The following is a 17,835-nucleotide window of genomic DNA, read 5'->3' as shown; positions in this document are numbered from 1 at the left end:
CTCCTTTCCTTTTTTGTGCTACGCGGTGAAGTCCACCGTGCTTCCTGTGGCAGTCATCATCTCAGCCGCCAGGGCTTCCTCTTGTTCCAGCTCCTCTAAATCTAAAGGCTCGTTGAGATTTATTCTTCTCGCTCTCCCTTTGGATGGGGCCTGCTCCTGCTGCCTTCCTCTGCCCTGCTCTAAGTTTCTCTCAAACTGATGAGCTTGTACGGAAACCTCAACGGCCTCCACTCTCACTCCCTGTTCCTGAAAGCTTTCCTTGAGCTGAATCATCTGGCTTTCCAAAGCAGCCTTTACCGTCTCGTTCTGCGTGATAAAATGAGCCGTTACAGCCCCTCCCTTTGACACCACCTGAACATGTACGGTTCCAAGGCTTTCCGGATGCAGCTGCATTTCAAGATTAGATACGTCAGGCTTAATCTGAATCTTCATGTAATCCATGATCTGCTTCATAATATCCTGGGTATCCACATCCCATATAAGGGCGCTTTCCCCTGTCTGCGCTGCCTGAGCCTGAAAGCTGTCAAGCCTGAATTCCTGCTGCAAGAAATTGGCGGTTTGTCCGCCCGTGTGCTCCTGGCGGCTTTGTGCGCCGTTTCCTTCGTCTGTCTGTGCGTCTGCCCCGGCACTCTGTTTCACCAGCTGCGTATCCGTCTGGGCATTCCCTTCAGACATCCCCTGGCTGCTCTTTGGCGTGCTGCCTTCCTCTGTTTCCGGCATTTCTTCCTGCAAAACAGCTTCATCTACCGTGATTTCCACGGATACAGATTCCCCGCCAATGCCGGATTCACCGGGCGTGCTTCCCACATCCTCTGTCAGCGCTAAAAGTGCTTCGCCTTCCAGTCCCAGCTCTTTGCCGGCCTGTTCCAAAAGCGCACTCAGCTGCTCCATGGCCGTCCGGTAATCCTGATACAGCTCCCCGTTGGTAATCAGGGAAAGGGAATCCTCCGCTCCGGCCGCCGCAAGCAGAAAACCGCTCAAATTCTCCGGATTTAACAGCTGTAAGGGCTCCATGTCAAGCTGTCCAAGCACATCCTGGATTTCCTCTTTTGTCAATCCAAGTATCTGGCCAAGCTGCTCCATAAACTGTGCAGACACACTGCCAAGCACCTCCAGGACTTCCTCCCTTTCCTCACCGGCAAGGTCCGCATCCTGCAAAGCTTCCGCTTCTTTTTCAGCCCCGGCCTTCCCCGTGTCCTTTGTCTTTAGGGATTCGCCCTGGACATGCTCTGTCTTTCGAAGGGAAGTCTGCCCGCCAAAGGAAGCAGTATCCTGTTTCACTGCCTTTTGGGTATCCCTTCTGTCCGTCTGAAAATTCAGTATTTCCTGAAATCCGGATTCCCCGGTTTTCCCTGCAGCGGGAAAAATCTGAGCGGCTCCCTTGACCGCACTGCCCGCAGCCTTTACAGGTGTACTCGTCATACTCTCTCCTCCTTTCTTTTCGTATTTTATTTATTTGAAAGCCTGTTAAGGCATTCAAACCATATATCGGAAAAAATCAAAAAAATTGTTACGTTTTCCGTCAAGATTCAGGATCCATGATTTTGGTCAGTCTGGCTGCCACCTCAGGATCCATTTGCCCCATAATAGCGCCCCTGTCCTCAGCACTCATAACCTTTAATATCCGGGCCGCCAGATCCAAATCATCGGTCATAGACTCAAAAATTCCCGCAGCCTGCTTAGGCTTCATCTGAGAATAAGCTTCTGCATAATCCTGAACCTCCTGGCTTTCCTCGAGCTGTGTAACCACCTGCTTATAAATATATTCTGCCGTGGTGGGATCCATTGACTCATAGTATTTTTGATACGCCTCAGCCCCGGGACCGTTTTCGGCATACACTACTTCCTCGTAAAACTCCGTTTTTACCCTCTGGAATTCCACCTGGCTGTTTTCAAATTCCTGAAGCCGCAGAACCTCAGCTTTTAAGCTGTCAAGCTCCTCATCCTTGGACCGGGACTCATTTTGAGCCTGCTCTAATTGAATTTCCAGGCTCCTTATCTGTTCCACCGCTTCCTCCAGGCTGGTGTATCCCCCATAGCTTTCTGTATCCGTAGTCTCCGTCACGGAATTTTCCGGCAATATTTTGTTGAGCACCGGCACATCCTGCAGAATGGGAGCCAGCACCCTGCTTCCGAAGCCTCCCACGTCCAGCTTGATAACGACGCAGATTACCGCCAGCCAAAGGGCCACAATCAGAAGCGTCGCTCCAAGAGTCAAAAGACCATTGCTCTCCTCATCCTCCCCCAGAGCGTCCTCCTGCCTGGCAATTTCTCTGGCTCTTCTTTTTGCCTCTTTTCTCTGCTCCCGCTGCTGCCTTTTCAGTTCCTTTTTTTCACTTTCTAATTTTTCTTTTTCCGTCGGAGCCGCCAGCCCCTCAAGATTCTTTGCCTTTGCCATTATTTGCTCACCTGCCTCTGACCATAAGTATAGCTGGTCAGCTCATCTATCTCCTTGCTCTCCTGCCTGTTTTCTTCCTGTAAAAAGCTTTCAAAGGCTTTTTCCTTTAAAGATTCATGAGTTTTCCGCTCCTTCATCACTTCCGTCAGACGTTCCCTGGCCTCCTCAAGAGCCTTTTTTGCTCTCCGCACCCTGACGTTCTGCTCCGCGATAAAGGAATCCATGCGCAGAATCGCAGTTTGATTCTCTTCAATCTCCCTCACATCCAGCTTCCCCGAAAGAAGCTCTGCCGCCTGTTTTTCATAAGACAGCTTCCGCTCCTTTAATTCCGCCAGCTTCTCCTCCTCCCTGTCAAGGGCGCCTTTAGCGGAGGAAAACTCCTGCTTTGCCTGGGTCTCCATCTTTTCCTTGATACTCAGAATGCTTTGCAGTGAATAGTGAAATCTTGCCATTTATGTTCACGGCCTCCTGTTTTTACTGAAACAGCTTTTCCAGGGCAGCCACAGTCTCTTCGAATTCAAACTTTTCCTCCACACCCTGGCACAAAAATTCATTTACCGCATCAATTTTTGTGATGGCATAATCAATGGAAGGATTGCTTCCGCTCTTGTATGCGCCAATGTTGATCAAATCCTCCGCTTCGTTGTAGGTAGCCAGCACCGACTTTAGCTTGCCTGCCGCCTGTTTGTGCTCTCTGTCTGCAATCTGGCTCATGCACCTGGAAATACTCTGAAGAATATCTATGGCCGGATAATGATTTTTATGTCCCAGCTTGCGGCTCAGCATAATATGTCCATCTAAAATACTGCGGGCCGTATCCGTGATAGGCTCGTTAAAGTCATCCCCATCCACCAGTACCGTGTAAAGGCCTGTTATGGAACCCTTTGCGGCCCTCCCGGCTCTCTCCAGCAGCTTTGGCATCTCGGAGTACACACTGGGCGGATAGCCTCTGCTCACAGGCGGCTCCCCGCTGGCCAGCCCGATTTCACGCTGGGCCATGGAAAAACGAGTCAGGGAATCCATCATCAAAAGCACATCCTTTCCCTGGTCTCTGAAATATTCCGCAATCGCCGTTGCTGTCTTGGCAGCCTTATTTCGTTCAAGAGCGGGGCGGTCCGAGGTGGCCACCACCACCACAGAGCGTTTCATGCCCTCCTCGCCTAAGTCTCTCTCGATAAATTCGCGTACCTCTCTGCCGCGCTCTCCAATCAGTCCGATCACATTGATATCTGCCCGGGTATTTCTGGCAAACATGCCCATCAGTGTGGACTTCCCCACACCAGAGCCTGCAAATATACCGATTCGCTGGCCTTTCCCCACTGTAATCAGCCCATCCACCGCCTTCACTCCAAGAGGCAGCACCTGGTCGATAATCGTCCGGCTCATAGGGTCCGGCGGAGCAGCCTCCACCGGGTAGCTGGCGCCCTCTATCTTTTCTGCATCAATGGGGCGTCCCAGACCGTCCAGGGTTTTTCCAAGAAGCTTCTGACTCACCTGTACCCGAAGGGGATAACCGGTGTTTTCCACAATACAGCCAAGGCCAATGCCGTCCACTGCCTCATAGGGCATCAGCAGTGTCTTTTTATCCTTAAAGCCCACCACCTCCGCCATAATAGGCGCCGGTTCACCGTCTCCCTCAGGATATATCCTGCAGATATCTCCCAGCTTTGCATCCGGACCTGCCGACTCAATGGTCAGTCCCACAACGTTGACCACCTTTCCCAGCCTGCGGAAAAATGTTTTTTCTTCTAATTTCTTATATTTCTCAAAGTCTATTGTCATACTGCTCCTAACATCAGGAATCACTTCTCATAAGACAAAAGCTTCAGCTTCTGCCTAAGCTGCGCAAGCTGTGTACCCACGCCGCAGTCGAAAATACCGCCGTCTGTCTCGATCAGACAGTCATTTTTTCCAAGCGTCAAATCTTCAATGATTTCAATTTCACTGTTGGGAGAAACGGCTGTAAGCTGCTTCTTTTCCATGCTCACATAAGGATAATCTTCCTTGGAAACATGGATCAAAAAGCTGCGTTTTTCCTCTACATCCCGCATGGCGGTGGAAATCAGGTAGACAAGCACCTCTCTGTAGGAGGCAAGCTCCACATGAAAAATGTGCTCATAGACTCCCGTAATGGTATCGATAAACGCCGGCTCCAGCTCATCTAGCTTTTTTTGATAAGCATCCTCCAGCTGCTTTTCTTTCTTCCTGTACTCCTGCTCCAGGCGGGCTTTCTCAGCCTGCGCTTTCCTCTGCCCCTCCTCATAGCCCTGGGTCCTGGCCTGCTCCAGAATACTGCGCTTTTCCTGTTTTGCCTGGGAGATTGCCTGCTGTCTTAAGGTCTCAGCCTCCTCTTTCGCCTGTTGTACAATAAGATCAGCCTCCGCCTTCGCCTGCTGTGATGCAGCTTCATCCTCCACAGCCGCCTTTATCACATTGCCGGTCTGGGAATTTTCTTCCCCTTCCTCCAAAGGAGGCACCTCCCCGGCCTGAAGTCCCGGGACAAAGCCTTCGTTTTCCGGGCGCTGCATTCTGGCTGCCAGCTCCTCCATGCGCCTGGCCATCCGCTCATTGCTGTCAATTACACGCAAATCATCCTGGGCCAGACAGGTATATCCTCTTTTCAGCAGATTACTAGACAACGATCTCATCACCTCCGCCTCTGGAAATAACGATTTCGCCTGCATCCTCCAGCTTTCTGATAATATTTACAATCTTCTGCTGTGCCTCTTCCACATCCTTCATGCGGACAGGACCCATAAATTCCATGTCCTCTCTGATCATAACGGCAAGACGCTTGGACATATTGTTGAAAATCGCATTCTGCACCTGCTCGTTTGCACCTTTCAGGGCCACCGCCAGATCGTTGTTGTCCACATCACGCAGCACACGCTGTATAGCCCGGTCGTCCAAAAGAAGCACGTCCTCGAACACAAACATCTTTTTCCGGATTTCGTCCGCCAGCTCCGGCTCTTCGATCTCCAGGGTTTCCATAATATGTTTTTCCGTTCCTCTGTCCACAGTATTCAAAATTTCCACTACCGCGTCCACGCCGCCGATAATGGTGTAATCCTGATTTACCAGACTTGCCAGCTTGGACTCCAAAACCTTCTCCACCTCTTTGATCACATCCGGGCTGGTTCTGTCCATCACAGCCACACGTCTCGCCACATCGGCCTGTCTGTCAGGAGGCAGCGCAGAAAGAATCAATGCCGCCTGGTTGGGAGATAGATAGGATAAAATCAATGCAATCGTCTGCGGATGCTCATCCTGAATAAAGTTAATCAGCTGTGTGGCATCCGTCTTTCTGACAAATTCAAAAGGCTTTACCTGCAGGGACGCCGTCAGCTTGCCGATGATATCCATGGCCTTGTCCGACCCAAGAGCCTTTTCCAAAAGCTCCCTCGCATAGTTAATGCCGCCCTCTGCGATATACTGCTGGGCGAGACACACCTCATAGAATTCGTTGATAACCTCTTCCTTCACCTGGGGCGTCACGCTTCTGGTATTTGCAATTTCCAGGGTCAGCTCCTCTATTTCATCTTCCTTTAAATGCTTAAACACACCGGCAGAGCGCTCCGGCCCCAGCGAAATCAGCAGAATCGCCGCCTTCTGCAGTCCGGTAATGTCTCCCTCTCTTGTTCTAGCCATAATCCTTCGCCTCTCTTCCAAACCCTTTAATTCCAGTCCTCATTCAGCCAGTTTCGAAGCAGGCTGGCCGCCGCCTCAGGATTTTCATCCACAAATTTCTCTATCAGCTTGCGGGTTTCTGATTTAGCCTCCACATCAATGTCCTCAAGTTCCGGCCCAGGAGTGGACTGCAGAAGGTTCTCCACAGAAAGCTCCTCCTCCCTCGCCACCTCTGTCCGGGTGCGCATGCTGCGCAGCACCACAAAGGCCAGCAGGGCCAGAATCATTACCAGCATCATAATGCTTAAAATAGTGGTCCAGCTGACATTCATGCCCTCCCTGTCATAAAAGACAGGGGACTCGTAGGCCACTATGGTGATATTATCCTCGCTGATTCCGGTAGCATTGGCTACAATGCTGTAAAAATCCGGGTCCACATCCATCTTTACATCCGCGCTGTTTGCAGACTTATATTCCTCCCAGCTGGTGCCGTCCAAAAGGCCCTGACGCTCCACATCCTCCTCATGAATCTCATTCCAGGTAATAGCCGTTATGGAAATGGAGGACTGGGAATAATCAATGCTGCCCGCAGGAGTCACTTTATAGTTGATGGATTCATTGGGCAGATAGTCCGTGGAGGTCTCCGACTGTGTGGAGGAGGTGGTGCCGGAATCGGGATATACCTCCACAGTTCCGTCATTTGACTCCGCTCCAGGCACAGCACTTCCGCCGCTGTCACTTTCAGAATCGAAGGTGTCCTGATGGGAAATCATGCCCTCTTCCCGTCCGTCATTGGCATAATATTCCTTTACAGTCTCCTCGTAATTGGCGTAATCCATGGTCAGATGGCTGGTGACCTCAATGGCGTTGTACTGATTGGTGCCAAACAAAACCTTCTTCACTTGATTGGCCACCATGGATTCTGCCTGATTTTGAAGCTCCTGCATGGAATTGGCGATGCCCGCGGAGGTGTAATCCTCTCCGCCTTCAAACAGGATATTGGAATCGCTGTCGATGATTGTGATGTTCGCTGTGGTTTCGTTTCCCAGATAAGTCGCCGCCGCCTTGGCCACCGCCGCTGCATTGGCAGAGGTAAAGGTTCCGTCCAGTTCAAGCTGAATAAACGCAGAGGACTCCTGCTGCTGCGCAATCAGCGTCCCATCCTGATCGGGAATATGCAGGCGCACAGTGGCGCTTTTTACGTTGCTTAAATTGGTAAGGTCCTTGGAAAGCTGGTTCTCCAGATACACGCCCCAAAGCTTTTCCTTATCGGATGCCGTCGTAGACATTCCCCCGCTCAGCGCATCCTCCGGCGAATAATCGTCAGGAACGTAACCCGCCGAACCAAGCGCTACATTGGCCGAAGAAAGCTGGCTGGTCTCTACATCGATCTTTAAGCCGTCGCTTGACTCCCTGTGCGCAATGCCTGCGCCGTCCAGAATATCGATGACCTCCGCCGCATCGGCTGTTGTTTCGCAGTCGATCAGCCTTGAATACTGGGGCTGTGAGAACACATATATGATAATTGCGAAAGTAAAGATGACCACCGCACCGATACCGATGATAATGGTTTTTTGTCTGGCGGTAAATTTATTCCACCACTCAAGCACCTTTGCAGGTATTTCTTTCAGCTTGTCTGCCATGATAAATTTCCCCCAGCGCTATTATATCTGAATCTGCATCAGCTCACGGTATGCCTCCAGGATCTTGTCCCGCACCGTCACCGTGTACTGCAGAGCTGTGGAAGCCTTCCGTAAGGCAATCGTCAGATCATGGGTATTCTCTGTTTCTCCAAGAGCAAACTTAATTTCCTCATTTTCTGCATCTGAAAGATAGCTGTTTGTGGTTTTAATGTTGTCCAGCGCCGAATTAAAAATAGCGCTAAACAATGTTCCGTCCGCTTTTTCATTTTTTTCCGTGAGCATTCCTGTCAGCGAAGCCGCAGAAACCTCCGAGCCCGCGCCTGCTGCATTCAAAGCACTGACTCCCGTAAGACCGCTAATTGCTGATAAATCCATTGTATGTACTCCTCTTATCCTTCTTATCCATTCTGCGCAGTATTTCTATGCCTTCTGCTCCCCCTCAAAAGCTTAAGCTTTACTGCTGCGTCAGCTGAAGCCCCTGCAGAGCCATGGATTTGCTGGCGTTGAACGCTGTGGCGTTTGCCTCATAAGCCCTGCTGGCATCAATCAGATTCGTCATTTCCGTTATGATATTTACATTGGGATATGTAACATAACCGTTCTCATCCGCATCCGGATGGGAGGGATCATATACCATGTTCATTTCTGTTTCCGTATCCTCATATACGCCGTCCACCTTGACGCCCTGTCCGCTGTATCCATGGTACAAAGACACGCTGCCCAGCACTCTGCTGAAAGAGGTCTGATCCCCCTTCTGGGCGAAAGTAACCACTTTTCTCCGGTAGGGCGTGCCGTCCTCCGTGCGCGTGGTGTTGGCATTTGCCACATTTTCAGAAATCACATCCATACGGTATCTCTGAGAGGTAAGACCGGATGCGTTAATATTAAAAGCAGAGAACATACTCATTCTTTTCTATCCTTTCTAAGCTGAGACAAAACAGAGAAAATCTATTTTATCACGGTCTGCAGATTGGTAAACTCCTGGTTGATGCTTGTGAGAAGCCCCTGGTATTTCAGCTGGTTTTCCGCAAGCATCACATTTTCATTTTCAACGTCCACATTATTCCCATCCAGTCTGTAGGAATAGCTCTCATAATCCGTGTAGGGCCTTGCCTGAAGCTCACTGGTCTTTATGGAGGATACTCTCTCGTCCATAGACTTGTTCAGCCCGCTTCCCAAAGCCTTCTTTAACTCATTTTCAAAGGACACATCCTGCCTCTTATAGTAAGGTGTATCCACGTTGGCTATATTGTTGGATATGGCTTCATTTCTCAGCCAGCCTGCGTCCGCAGCCTTGTCCAGCACATTGATATAATCAAATACATTAGTTTGAATCATCAGGGAACTCCTTTCCACACACTCCTACCACTTTATTCTATTATAATTTATTTTGCCAAAAAAACAACATTTTTTTATGGTTTTCAATGCAAAAACATGAAAAACGGGACTTATTGACTATGCAACAAGTCCCGCCATCTGCTCTTATTTTTTACGATTCTGGCGCTTCAGCTCCTCTATCTCGTCAAACACCACATCGTTGAGTACCTTGATGTAAGTACCCTTCATGCCGGAGGAACGGGATTCAATCACGCCGGCGCTCTCGAACTTACGCAGCGCATTGACGATCACCGACCTTGTGATTCCCACCCTGTCAGCAATCTTACTGGCAACCAAAATTCCCTCCATGCCGTTTAATTCGTCGAAAATATGGGTGATGGCCTCCATCTCTGAGAAGGAAAGGGTGCTTATGGCAGATTTCACCACCGCCACCTTTCGGCTTTCCTCTGCGCTTTCCTCATTTACAGCCCGCAGCATCTCAAGACCCACTACGGTACTGCCATATTCACAGAGTATAATATCGTCTATGTCATACTGGTCATAGCATTTATAGATAAACAGAGTGCCAAGCCTCTCTCCCGCAATCTCGATGGGGGTAATGATGGCCTGAAATTTTTTCACATCCGTACTCTCAAAGCCCAGCGTTTCCAGATTCACATTCTCCTTGGTGGACAGCACGCCCAGAAGCCTTTCATTTAACATGGAGTCGATAAATCCCCCCACATTCTCCTCAATCAGCTCCGTGATGGATTCGATCCCATCGGACTTCCCCACCCCCAGCACCTTGCCCTTGCGGCTGATCACCAGCACATTGGAATTCAAAATTTCACGCATCACACTGCAAATATCATTGAAAACCACCTTACTGGAATTATTATTGTGCAACAACTTGCCGATCTTCCTGGTCTTGTCCAATAGCTGTACACTGCTCATACACATTCCTCCGTTTTATTGAGACCGATTACAATATATAAACATTTTATCACAAATAAAATCAGATTACAATGTGCATACAGTTAATTTTTTTGTATTTTTTTTGATTTATGAGACAATTCTGACACTACTCCTGTTTCCTGCCTGCATATCACTGCTTTTCCACAGGGATTTTCCCGGTCACATAGCCGCACTGTTCGTTCATACACACCAGTTTATTTCCTTTTTCCAGAAGCATATCGCCGCATTTGGGACACTTCTCCCCGGATGGCTTCTGCCATACCATGAAATCACACTCGGGGTTATTGATGCAGCCATAATATTTTCTGCCTTTTTTTGTTTTTTTCAGGACAATGTCTCCCCCGCATTTGGGACAGGCCACTCCGATCTTCTCAAAATAGGGCTTGGTATTGCGGCACTCCGGGAAGCCCGGGCAGGCAAGGAATCGTCCGTGAGGGCCATATTTAATCACCATATGCCTGCCACAGAGCTCGCACACCTCATCGGACACTTCATCCTCTATGGTGACCTCCTCAAGCTCCTTCTCCGCATTTTTTACCGCTTCTTCCAGGTCGGGATAAAAATTGGATACAATGGTTTTCCACTTTACGGTGCCTTCCTCCACCCCGTCCAAAAGGGCCTCCATGTTGGCTGTGAAATTCACATCCACAATGCTGGGGAACGCCTCCTTCATCATATTGTTTACCACCTCTCCCAGCTCCGTCACATAGAGATTTTTATTCTCCTTTACCACATAGCGTCTGGCCAGAATTGTGGTGATGGTAGGCGCATAGGTACTGGGTCTGCCGATGCCCAGCTCCTCCAGGGTTTTCACCAGGGAGGCCTCTGTGTAGTGGGCCGGGGGCTGGGTAAAATGCTGCCTGGGGTCAAAGGAAAGATACTCCAGCCTGCTGTCCTTATCCAGCTCTTTTGCAAGAGAATTTTCCTCCTCCTTATCCTCCTCCTGCATATATACACTCATAAATCCATCAAACAAAAGCCTGGAAGCCGAAAGTGTAAATATATGCTCTGTCGCCTGAATCTTCACAGAAGTTGTCTCATATCTGGCTCCGCTCATCCTGCTGGCTGTAAAACGCTTCCAAATCAGCTGATAAAGCCGGAACAAATCCCTGGGCAGCTCATCCTTTACAAGCGCAGGAAGTCTGTTGATATCCGTAGGACGGATGGCTTCGTGGGCATCCTGAATCTTCTGCCCTGTCTTTTTTTCTGCGCTCTTTTCAGACTGATATTCCTCTCCATAACGGGATTTTATAAAGTCTGCCGCCTGAAGCTCCGCTTCCTCAGACACACGGGTGGAGTCCGTACGCAGATAGGTAATCAGACCCACAGTGCCCTCTCCCTTGATATCCACGCCCTCGTAGAGCTGCTGGGCGAGACGCATGGTTTTCTGGGTAGAAAAATTTAACACCTTGCTGGCTTCCTGCTGCAGTGTGGAGGTGGTAAAGGGCAGAGGGGCCTTCTTCATGCGCTCCCCCTTTTTCACTTCTGTGACCCGATACTGGGCCCCCTCCAGGGATGCCATAACAGCATCCGCCTGTTCCTTGCTGGTAATGGACTGTCTGCCCTCTTCGGTGCCATAATATTTTGCTGTAATGGGCTTCTTTTCGCCTTCTATCTTTAAGTTTACATCCAAGGACCAATATTCCTCCGGAATAAACGCATTGATCTCTTCCTCTCTGTCACAGATCAGACGAAGCGCCACAGACTGCACTCTTCCGGCGCTTAACCCCCTCTTAATCTTGGCCCAAAGCAGCGGGGAAATGCGATAGCCCACCATTCTGTCCAACACCCGGCGGGCCTGCTGGGCGTCCACCAGGTTCATATTGATTTCTCTGGCATTTTTCAAAGATTCCTTCACCGCATTCTTGGTAATCTCATTAAAGGTAATGCGGTACACCTTCTTCCCTTCCAGCTTCAGGGCTGCCATCAAATGCCAGGAGATGGCCTCGCCCTCCCTGTCGGGGTCGGTTGCCAGATAAATTTTTTCCGCCTTCTTTACCTCCTTGCGGAGATTGGCAAGAATGTCACCCTTTCCCCGGATCGTGATATACTTGGGCTCATAATCATGCTCCACGTCAATCCCCAGCTGGCTTTTGGGAAGATCCCTCACATGTCCGTTGCTGGCCGCCACCTCATAGTTTGCTCCCAGAAATTTTTTGATTGTCTTCACCTTTGCCGGTGATTCCACGATCACTAAATACTTTGCCATGTCGCCGTCCCCTTACTCCATGTTTTCGCTGTGTTTCTTCTATTTATATTATGATGTTGAGGTCAAAAGGATTTTCGGTCACAAAGCTTGTTTGAGCGCAGCGAGTTCGGATTTTTTGGAACGCATTTAGCAAATTTGTCGATTCCTGGCGCAACTTGACTCCGAAGCCGCAAACAATTCTGACGCTTTGTGATTGGGAGACCTTTTGCCCCCAACATCATATTATCTGATATATATACCTGATTCTCTCAACAATCGTGAAACACTATACACTAAATTCAGGGCGCTTGCAAGTTTTTTCAGAGATTTTTAATGAAACTTTCTTCTATTATTATATATAAAAGGGACAGAGCTGTTTTTTATCGCAGCTCTGTCCTCATTAGTCTTACATCATTCATTCATAAAATCACTGCATGGAAAGCAGCCGTACCTTAAGCCTTACATACACGGGAAGCAGAATAATAACCGCCAAAACGCCGTGAACAGCCATTCCTCCAAGCGCCGCCAGACTCGCAGGCAGCACTTCCTCCAGCTCTCCGGTGAAAGCCAAAAGCCCCGACATCATGGAGACGAAGGAAAAAACAAGCACAAACAGCTCTGCCGCCACAGCCGCCGCCATGGCCAGCTTAACAGACAAAAGCGACCTCTCTATCTGCATTTTTGTTATCTGCTCCCGGTTCTTCAGGCTATATACAAAGGAACGAAGAAAATCCGGCAAAAGTCCCGAAATCAACAGCATCAGCAAAACGGTTCCATATACAGCCGAGGCGCTCACCGGTTCAGAAAACCAGAAGCTTACATCCAGATGGCTGTCCATCAGATACCCAGCCAGGAATAAAAAGAGGAACAGCAATGCTTCGCCCACAACAAGCAATAGGAAACGATATACATTTTGAGGCTTCTGTGACGGGGCGTCCGCCTTTTCCACAATTTTGGTTCTCATAAAATCCCCTCCTGTTTCGATGAATATTTCAGACACATTTTTATTTCATATACTTATTATACTATTTATTCATTTTTTGTAAACACAAAATACTGGAATCCGAAATTGATATGCCAAAATACCATGCAAAAACGGCCTGTCTCCTATTTTCAGAAGACAAACCGTTTTTTCTTCTATTGAAATCTATTGGGAATTAATCCAGCTCCAGCGCACCGGTGTACAGCTGATAATAGGTTCCCTTAAGCTTGATCAGATCCTCATGGGTGCCACGCTCAATAATCCGTCCATGGTCGAGAACCATGATCGCATCGGCGTTCTGTACCGTGGATAGACGGTGGGCGATCACAAAGGTAGTACGCCCCGCCATCAGCGCATCCATGCCGCGCTGAACAATAGCCTCGGTGTGAGTGTCAATGGAGCTGGTGGCCTCGTCCATGATCATAACGGGCGGGTCAGCCACAGCAGCCCGGGCAATGGCCAGCAGCTGGCGCTGTCCCTGGCTTAAATTTGCTCCGTTTCCGGTCAGCATGGTGTTATAGCCGTCCGGCAGACGGCGGATAAAATCATCTGCACCAGCCAGTCCGGCAGCGGCAATACATTCCTCGTCGCGGGCTTCCAGATTGCCGTAACGAATATTTTCCATAACCGTTCCGGTAAAAAGATTGGTGTCCTGCAGCACAATGCCAAGGCTGTGGCGCAGGTCCGCCTTCTTAATCTTATTGATGTTAATACCGTCATAACGGATTTTACCATCGGCAATATCATAAAAGCGGTTGATCAGGTTTGTGATAGTGGTTTTTCCGGCGCCGGTAGAACCCACAAAGGCAACCTTCTGCCCCGGTTTTGCGTACAGGGAAACATTATGCAGAACGGTTTTCTCCGGCACATAGCCAAAGTCCACATCGAAGAAACGTACGTCTCCCTGGAGGCGGGTATAGGTGACGGTGCCGTCGTGATGGGGATGCTTCCACGCCCACACATTGGTGCGTTCATGGTATTCCTCCAGAGTGCCGTCGGCACGCTCTCTTGCGTTGACCAGCGTCACATAGCCTTCATCGGTCTCAGGCCCTTCATCCAGCAGCGCAAAGATACGATGGGCACCAGCCAGACCCATAACCACCATGTTGACCTGATTGGACACCTGTCCAATGGCCCCGGCAAACTGCTTGGTCATATTCAAAAAAGGAACCACAATACTGATGCTTAAGGCCATGCCTGAAATGCTGAGGTTGGGCGCACCAGCCAGCAGCAGGCTTCCCCCGACCAGCGCCACAATAACGTACATCACATTGCCGATGTTGGCTAACAAGGGCATCAAAATATTAGCGTAACGGTTTGCCCTTTCGGAATTTTCAAACAGCTCATCGTTTACCTTGTCAAAATCTGCCTTAGCGCCGTCCTCATGGCAGAATACCTTGATGACCTTCTGGCCATTCATCATTTCCTCCATAAATCCCTCCGTACGGGCAATGGTGATCTGCTGTCTGAGGAAATAGCGGGAGGAATGTCCGCTGACATAGCGCGCCACAAAGGTCATGACCACAACGCCGCAGACCACAACCAGCGCCAGCCAGACGCTGTAATACAGCATAATACAAAAGACGCTGAGCAGCATAACGCCTGAAATCAGCATCTGGGGCAGACTCTGGCTGATCATCTGACGCAGGGTATCGATATCATTGGTATAAAAGCTCATGATATCGCCATGGTTATGAGTGTCAAAATAACGAATGGGCAAATCCTGCATATGGTCAAACATCTTTTTCCGCAGTTTGGCCAGCGTGCCCTGGGTAATAATCGCCATCAGCTGGGTATAGCATATGCCCGCAATCAGGCTGATGACATACATGGTAATCAGGATAGCCAGCAGATTGAAAATCCGGCCCGAGGCTGTGGCCCAGTCACCATCCCTGAAGGTGTCCTCGACCACGGCGATCGCATTCTGCATGAAAATTGACGGCATGGAGCTGACAATGGCATTGATAAGAATACAAACCAGCGTAATGGGCAGAAGCACCGGGTAAAACTGAAATACGGTCTTGATCAGGCGGCCCAGCACGCCTTTGGGAGCGCGGCGGCCCCGTGCAGTGGTGTTGGTGGTGTTATTCGGCATTCTTATCACCTCCTACTCGGTTCTGGGATGTATAAATATCGCGGTAGACCTCGCTGGATTCCATCAGCTGATCATGGCTGCCCACAGCGCTGATGCGGCCCCCTTCCATCAAAATGATACGGTCGGCATCCTGCACACTGGCAACACGCTGCGCGATAATAATTTTAGTGGTCTCTGGAATAAACTCGCGGAAGCCTTTGCGGATCAAGGCGTCGGTGCGGGTATCCACAGCGCTGGTGGAATCGTCCAGAATCAATATCTTGGGCTTTTTTAACAGCGCGCGGGCAATACACAGACGCTGCTTCTGGCCTCCGGAAACATTGGTTCCTCCCTGCTCGATCCAGGTGTCATATTTGTCCGGAAACTGCTGGACAAATTCGTCTGCCTGAGCCAGACGGCAGGCCTCCTCCATCTCCGCATCGGTGGCGTTTGGATTTCCCCAGCGCAGATTGTCCTTGATCGTACCGGAAAACAGCACGTTCTTCTGCAGCACTACAGCGACCTGGTTACGCAGCGTTTCCAAGTCGTATCGGCGCACGTCCTCGCCTCCCACCCTGACGCTTCCTTCAGTCACGTCGTACAGACGGGGAATCAGCTGGATCAGCGACGATTTGGATGAACCGGTGCCTCCCAGAATACCGATCACTTCGCCGGACTTGATATGTAGATTGATGTCGGACAGTGCCATACGGTCAGCCTTCTTAGAATACTTGAAGCTGACGTTGTCAAAGTCAATAGAGCCGTCCTTAACTTCCGTCAAGGCGTTTTCCGGACTTTGCAGCGTGCTCTCCTCATTCAGAACCTCCACAATACGCTCCGCCGATTCAATGGACATGGTGATCATAACAAACACCATGGACAGCATCATCAGGCTCATCAAAATCTGAAAGCTGTAGGTCAGCATGGAGGACATCTGTCCCACGTTCAGGTCTAGTCCATAGCTGGTAATCACAGAATAGGAGCCGTAGGAAAGCACAAACACCATACCCGCATAAACGCAGAACTGCATCATGGGATTATTGATGGCCATAATACGCTCGGCACGGGTAAAATCCTTTTGAACATCCTCTGCCGCAGCGCCGAATTTCTTCTTTTCATAATCCTCACGCACATAGGACTTTACCACACGCATAGCCTGCACATTTTCCTGCACCGAATCGTTCAGCGCATCGTACTTGCGGAACACCCGGCGGAACAGAGGCGTGGCAGCGCGGATAACCAGAAACAGGCCAATACCCAGAAGCGGTATGGTAAACAAAAAAATCATAGCCAGACGACCGCCCATGATAAAGCCCATTGCAAACGAGAAAATCAACATCAGCGGGCAGCGGATGGCAACACGGATAATCATCATGTAAGCCATCTGCACGTTGGTGATGTCAGTGGTCAGACGGGTGACCAGGCTGGAAACGGAAAATTTGTCAATGTTTTCAAAAGAATAATCCTGTATTTTATAAAACATATCCTTGCGCAGATTACGCGCAAAGCCGGCGGATGCCGTTGCACAGGTAGCGCCTGCCGCACCGCCGAAAATCAGCGAGACAACGGACATGGCAATCAAAGCCGCGCCATACCGGACAATGACGTCCATGGAGCAGCCGGCCTGCATCTGATTTACCAGATTAGCGATCACAAACGGGATCGCGCATTCCAGAATAACCTCCACCGTCACCAAAAGCGGCGTCAAGATTGAAGCCTTTTTATACTCGCGAATGCTGCGGGCCAAGACTTTTATCATTTTGACTTCCTCCTTTTTCAATTCGTTTCTTTGTTTTTGGCTCGAATGTTCTGCTGCGAACTTTTTGGGTTCGATGCGTGGACTTTCCCGCAGGAAGCATTATCAGCCGCTTCGCCGTCCCAGTCATCCAGATTGCGCAGCATCTGAGCCGCCATCTCCTTAAACAGCTGCACCTGACCCTCCGAGAGTCCGCGCGTCAGCATACGGTCGGTCTCCTGCAGGCAGGCATACACCAGAGCGTCCAGCATAGCAGCACGCTGTGTGGGAACCAGACTTTTGAGTCTGGCATCGCTTTCTACGCTCTCCCTCCGGATAATTCCGTTTTTTTCCAGCAGCTGCAGGATACCCGTTGCAGTAGAACGGCTCAGCCCGAACACGTTCTCAATATCACGCTGGAAAATGGGACCTTCCTGGTAATGAGACAGAATATAATAGATTACCCGGCTCTGCACGCCGGTAATGCCCAGATTCTGTAAGGTAGCATTCAGCCGCGTTTTGACCTTATGAGACAGCAGATTGATCCACGCGCCGCAATCCTTTTCCACCTCAGACACCCCCTTTTTTTAGTACAACTGTCAATTATATTGTTTGGATGCGAACAGTATAGTACTCCATTTTGCCTATAATGTCAAGGGGGCAAAAATGATTTCTTATCGGTAAACTTATCCGTAAAAAACCTTTTTCAGCAATAAAAAAATGCTAAAAACTCAATTTTCATCAAGTTTCCAGCACTTTTCGGGTTGGGCTGTTCTTCTAAAGAACAAGCAGCTGATAGGGGAATCGAACCCCTGTTTCCGCCGTGAGAGGGCGGCGTCTTGACCGCTTGACCAATCAGCCATCTGCAAATACCGCTCTTTTTTGCTGTATCAGCG

Annotated in this window: 16 protein-coding genes and 1 tRNA gene; all 17 read right to left on the bottom strand. The window is 49.7% G+C overall.

All coding sequences use genetic code 11. The features are described from left to right. Positions 1-18: 18 nt before the first annotated feature. Positions 19-1,422, bottom strand: a complete 1,404-nt coding sequence (locus tag SHK35_RS09090) for a flagellar hook-length control protein FliK (protein ID WP_318709544.1) — start codon at positions 1,420-1,422, stop codon at positions 19-21. A gap of 100 nt (positions 1,423-1,522) precedes the next feature. Then, a complete protein-coding gene (locus SHK35_RS09085) occupies positions 1,523-2,398 on the bottom strand; it encodes a MotE family protein (RefSeq protein WP_318709542.1) in 876 nt (291 codons plus the stop codon). After that, positions 2,398-2,850 (bottom strand): flagellar export protein FliJ, encoded by a 453-nt coding sequence (gene fliJ, locus SHK35_RS09080; RefSeq protein WP_318709541.1) that lies wholly within the window; start codon positions 2,848-2,850, stop codon positions 2,398-2,400. Before fliJ ends, SHK35_RS09085 begins: the two co-directional genes overlap by 1 nt. Before the next feature lie 22 nt (positions 2,851-2,872). Then, positions 2,873-4,180 carry a flagellar protein export ATPase FliI gene (gene fliI / locus SHK35_RS09075; protein WP_318709540.1) on the bottom strand — a complete coding sequence of 436 codons (1,308 nt, stop codon included), beginning with the start codon at positions 4,178-4,180 and terminating at the stop codon, positions 2,873-2,875. 20 nt (positions 4,181-4,200) lie between these two features. Continuing rightward, positions 4,201-5,046, bottom strand: coding sequence for a FliH/SctL family protein (locus tag SHK35_RS09070; protein WP_318709538.1), 846 nt, complete (start codon positions 5,044-5,046; stop codon positions 4,201-4,203). Then, positions 5,030-6,046 (bottom strand): flagellar motor switch protein FliG, encoded by a 1,017-nt coding sequence (gene fliG / locus SHK35_RS09065; RefSeq protein ID WP_318702492.1) that lies wholly within the window; start codon positions 6,044-6,046, stop codon positions 5,030-5,032. The genes SHK35_RS09070 and fliG overlap by 17 nt, the downstream gene beginning before the upstream one ends. A 26-nt stretch (positions 6,047-6,072) precedes the next feature. Continuing rightward, complete coding sequence (locus tag SHK35_RS09060; protein WP_318709537.1) at positions 6,073-7,668, bottom strand: flagellar M-ring protein FliF C-terminal domain-containing protein; 1,596 nt, start codon at positions 7,666-7,668, stop codon at positions 6,073-6,075. Between the two features lie 21 nt (positions 7,669-7,689). Continuing rightward, positions 7,690-8,043, bottom strand: coding sequence for a flagellar hook-basal body complex protein FliE (gene fliE, locus SHK35_RS09055; protein ID WP_318709536.1), 354 nt, complete (start codon positions 8,041-8,043; stop codon positions 7,690-7,692). 79 nt (positions 8,044-8,122) lie between these two features. Then, positions 8,123-8,575 carry a flagellar basal body rod protein FlgC gene (gene flgC, locus SHK35_RS09050; protein WP_318709535.1) on the bottom strand — a complete coding sequence of 151 codons (453 nt, stop codon included), beginning with the start codon at positions 8,573-8,575 and terminating at the stop codon, positions 8,123-8,125. A 41-nt stretch (positions 8,576-8,616) separates the two neighbouring features. After that, complete coding sequence (gene flgB / locus SHK35_RS09045) at positions 8,617-9,006, bottom strand: flagellar basal body rod protein FlgB (RefSeq protein ID WP_318709534.1); 390 nt, start codon at positions 9,004-9,006, stop codon at positions 8,617-8,619. 144 nt (positions 9,007-9,150) lie between these two features. After that, positions 9,151-9,939 carry a GTP-sensing pleiotropic transcriptional regulator CodY gene (gene codY / locus SHK35_RS09040; protein ID WP_318702497.1) on the bottom strand — a complete coding sequence of 263 codons (789 nt, stop codon included), beginning with the start codon at positions 9,937-9,939 and terminating at the stop codon, positions 9,151-9,153. A gap of 151 nt (positions 9,940-10,090) precedes the next feature. Next, a complete protein-coding gene (gene topA, locus SHK35_RS09035) occupies positions 10,091-12,169 on the bottom strand; it encodes a type I DNA topoisomerase (RefSeq protein ID WP_318702498.1) in 2,079 nt (692 codons plus the stop codon). Positions 12,170-12,575: 406 nt separating this feature from the next. Then, a complete protein-coding gene (locus tag SHK35_RS09030) occupies positions 12,576-13,112 on the bottom strand; it encodes a hypothetical protein (protein WP_318709532.1) in 537 nt (178 codons plus the stop codon). 193 nt (positions 13,113-13,305) lie between these two features. Beyond that, positions 13,306-15,225 carry an ABC transporter ATP-binding protein gene (locus tag SHK35_RS09025; RefSeq protein ID WP_318709530.1) on the bottom strand — a complete coding sequence of 640 codons (1,920 nt, stop codon included), beginning with the start codon at positions 15,223-15,225 and terminating at the stop codon, positions 13,306-13,308. Beyond that, positions 15,215-16,963, bottom strand: a complete 1,749-nt coding sequence (locus SHK35_RS09020; protein WP_318702500.1) for an ABC transporter ATP-binding protein — start codon at positions 16,961-16,963, stop codon at positions 15,215-15,217. Before SHK35_RS09020 ends, SHK35_RS09025 begins: the two co-directional genes overlap by 11 nt. A gap of 17 nt (positions 16,964-16,980) precedes the next feature. Then, the gene (locus SHK35_RS09015; RefSeq protein ID WP_318709528.1) at positions 16,981-17,508 is read right to left on the bottom strand and encodes a MarR family winged helix-turn-helix transcriptional regulator; all 528 of its coding nucleotides are present in this window, start codon (positions 17,506-17,508) and stop codon (positions 16,981-16,983) included. A gap of 220 nt (positions 17,509-17,728) precedes the next feature. After that, a tRNA-Glu gene (locus tag SHK35_RS09010) sits at positions 17,729-17,800 on the bottom strand. Positions 17,801-17,835 lie beyond the last annotated feature (35 nt).

The sequence above is a fragment of the Candidatus Acetatifactor stercoripullorum genome (genome assembly GCF_944382095.1).
GTDB classification, from domain to species: domain Bacteria; phylum Bacillota; class Clostridia; order Lachnospirales; family Lachnospiraceae; genus Acetatifactor; species Acetatifactor stercoripullorum.
Note: the sequence above shows the minus strand (reverse complement) of the source record. Positions and strands in the feature narration are given on the sequence as shown.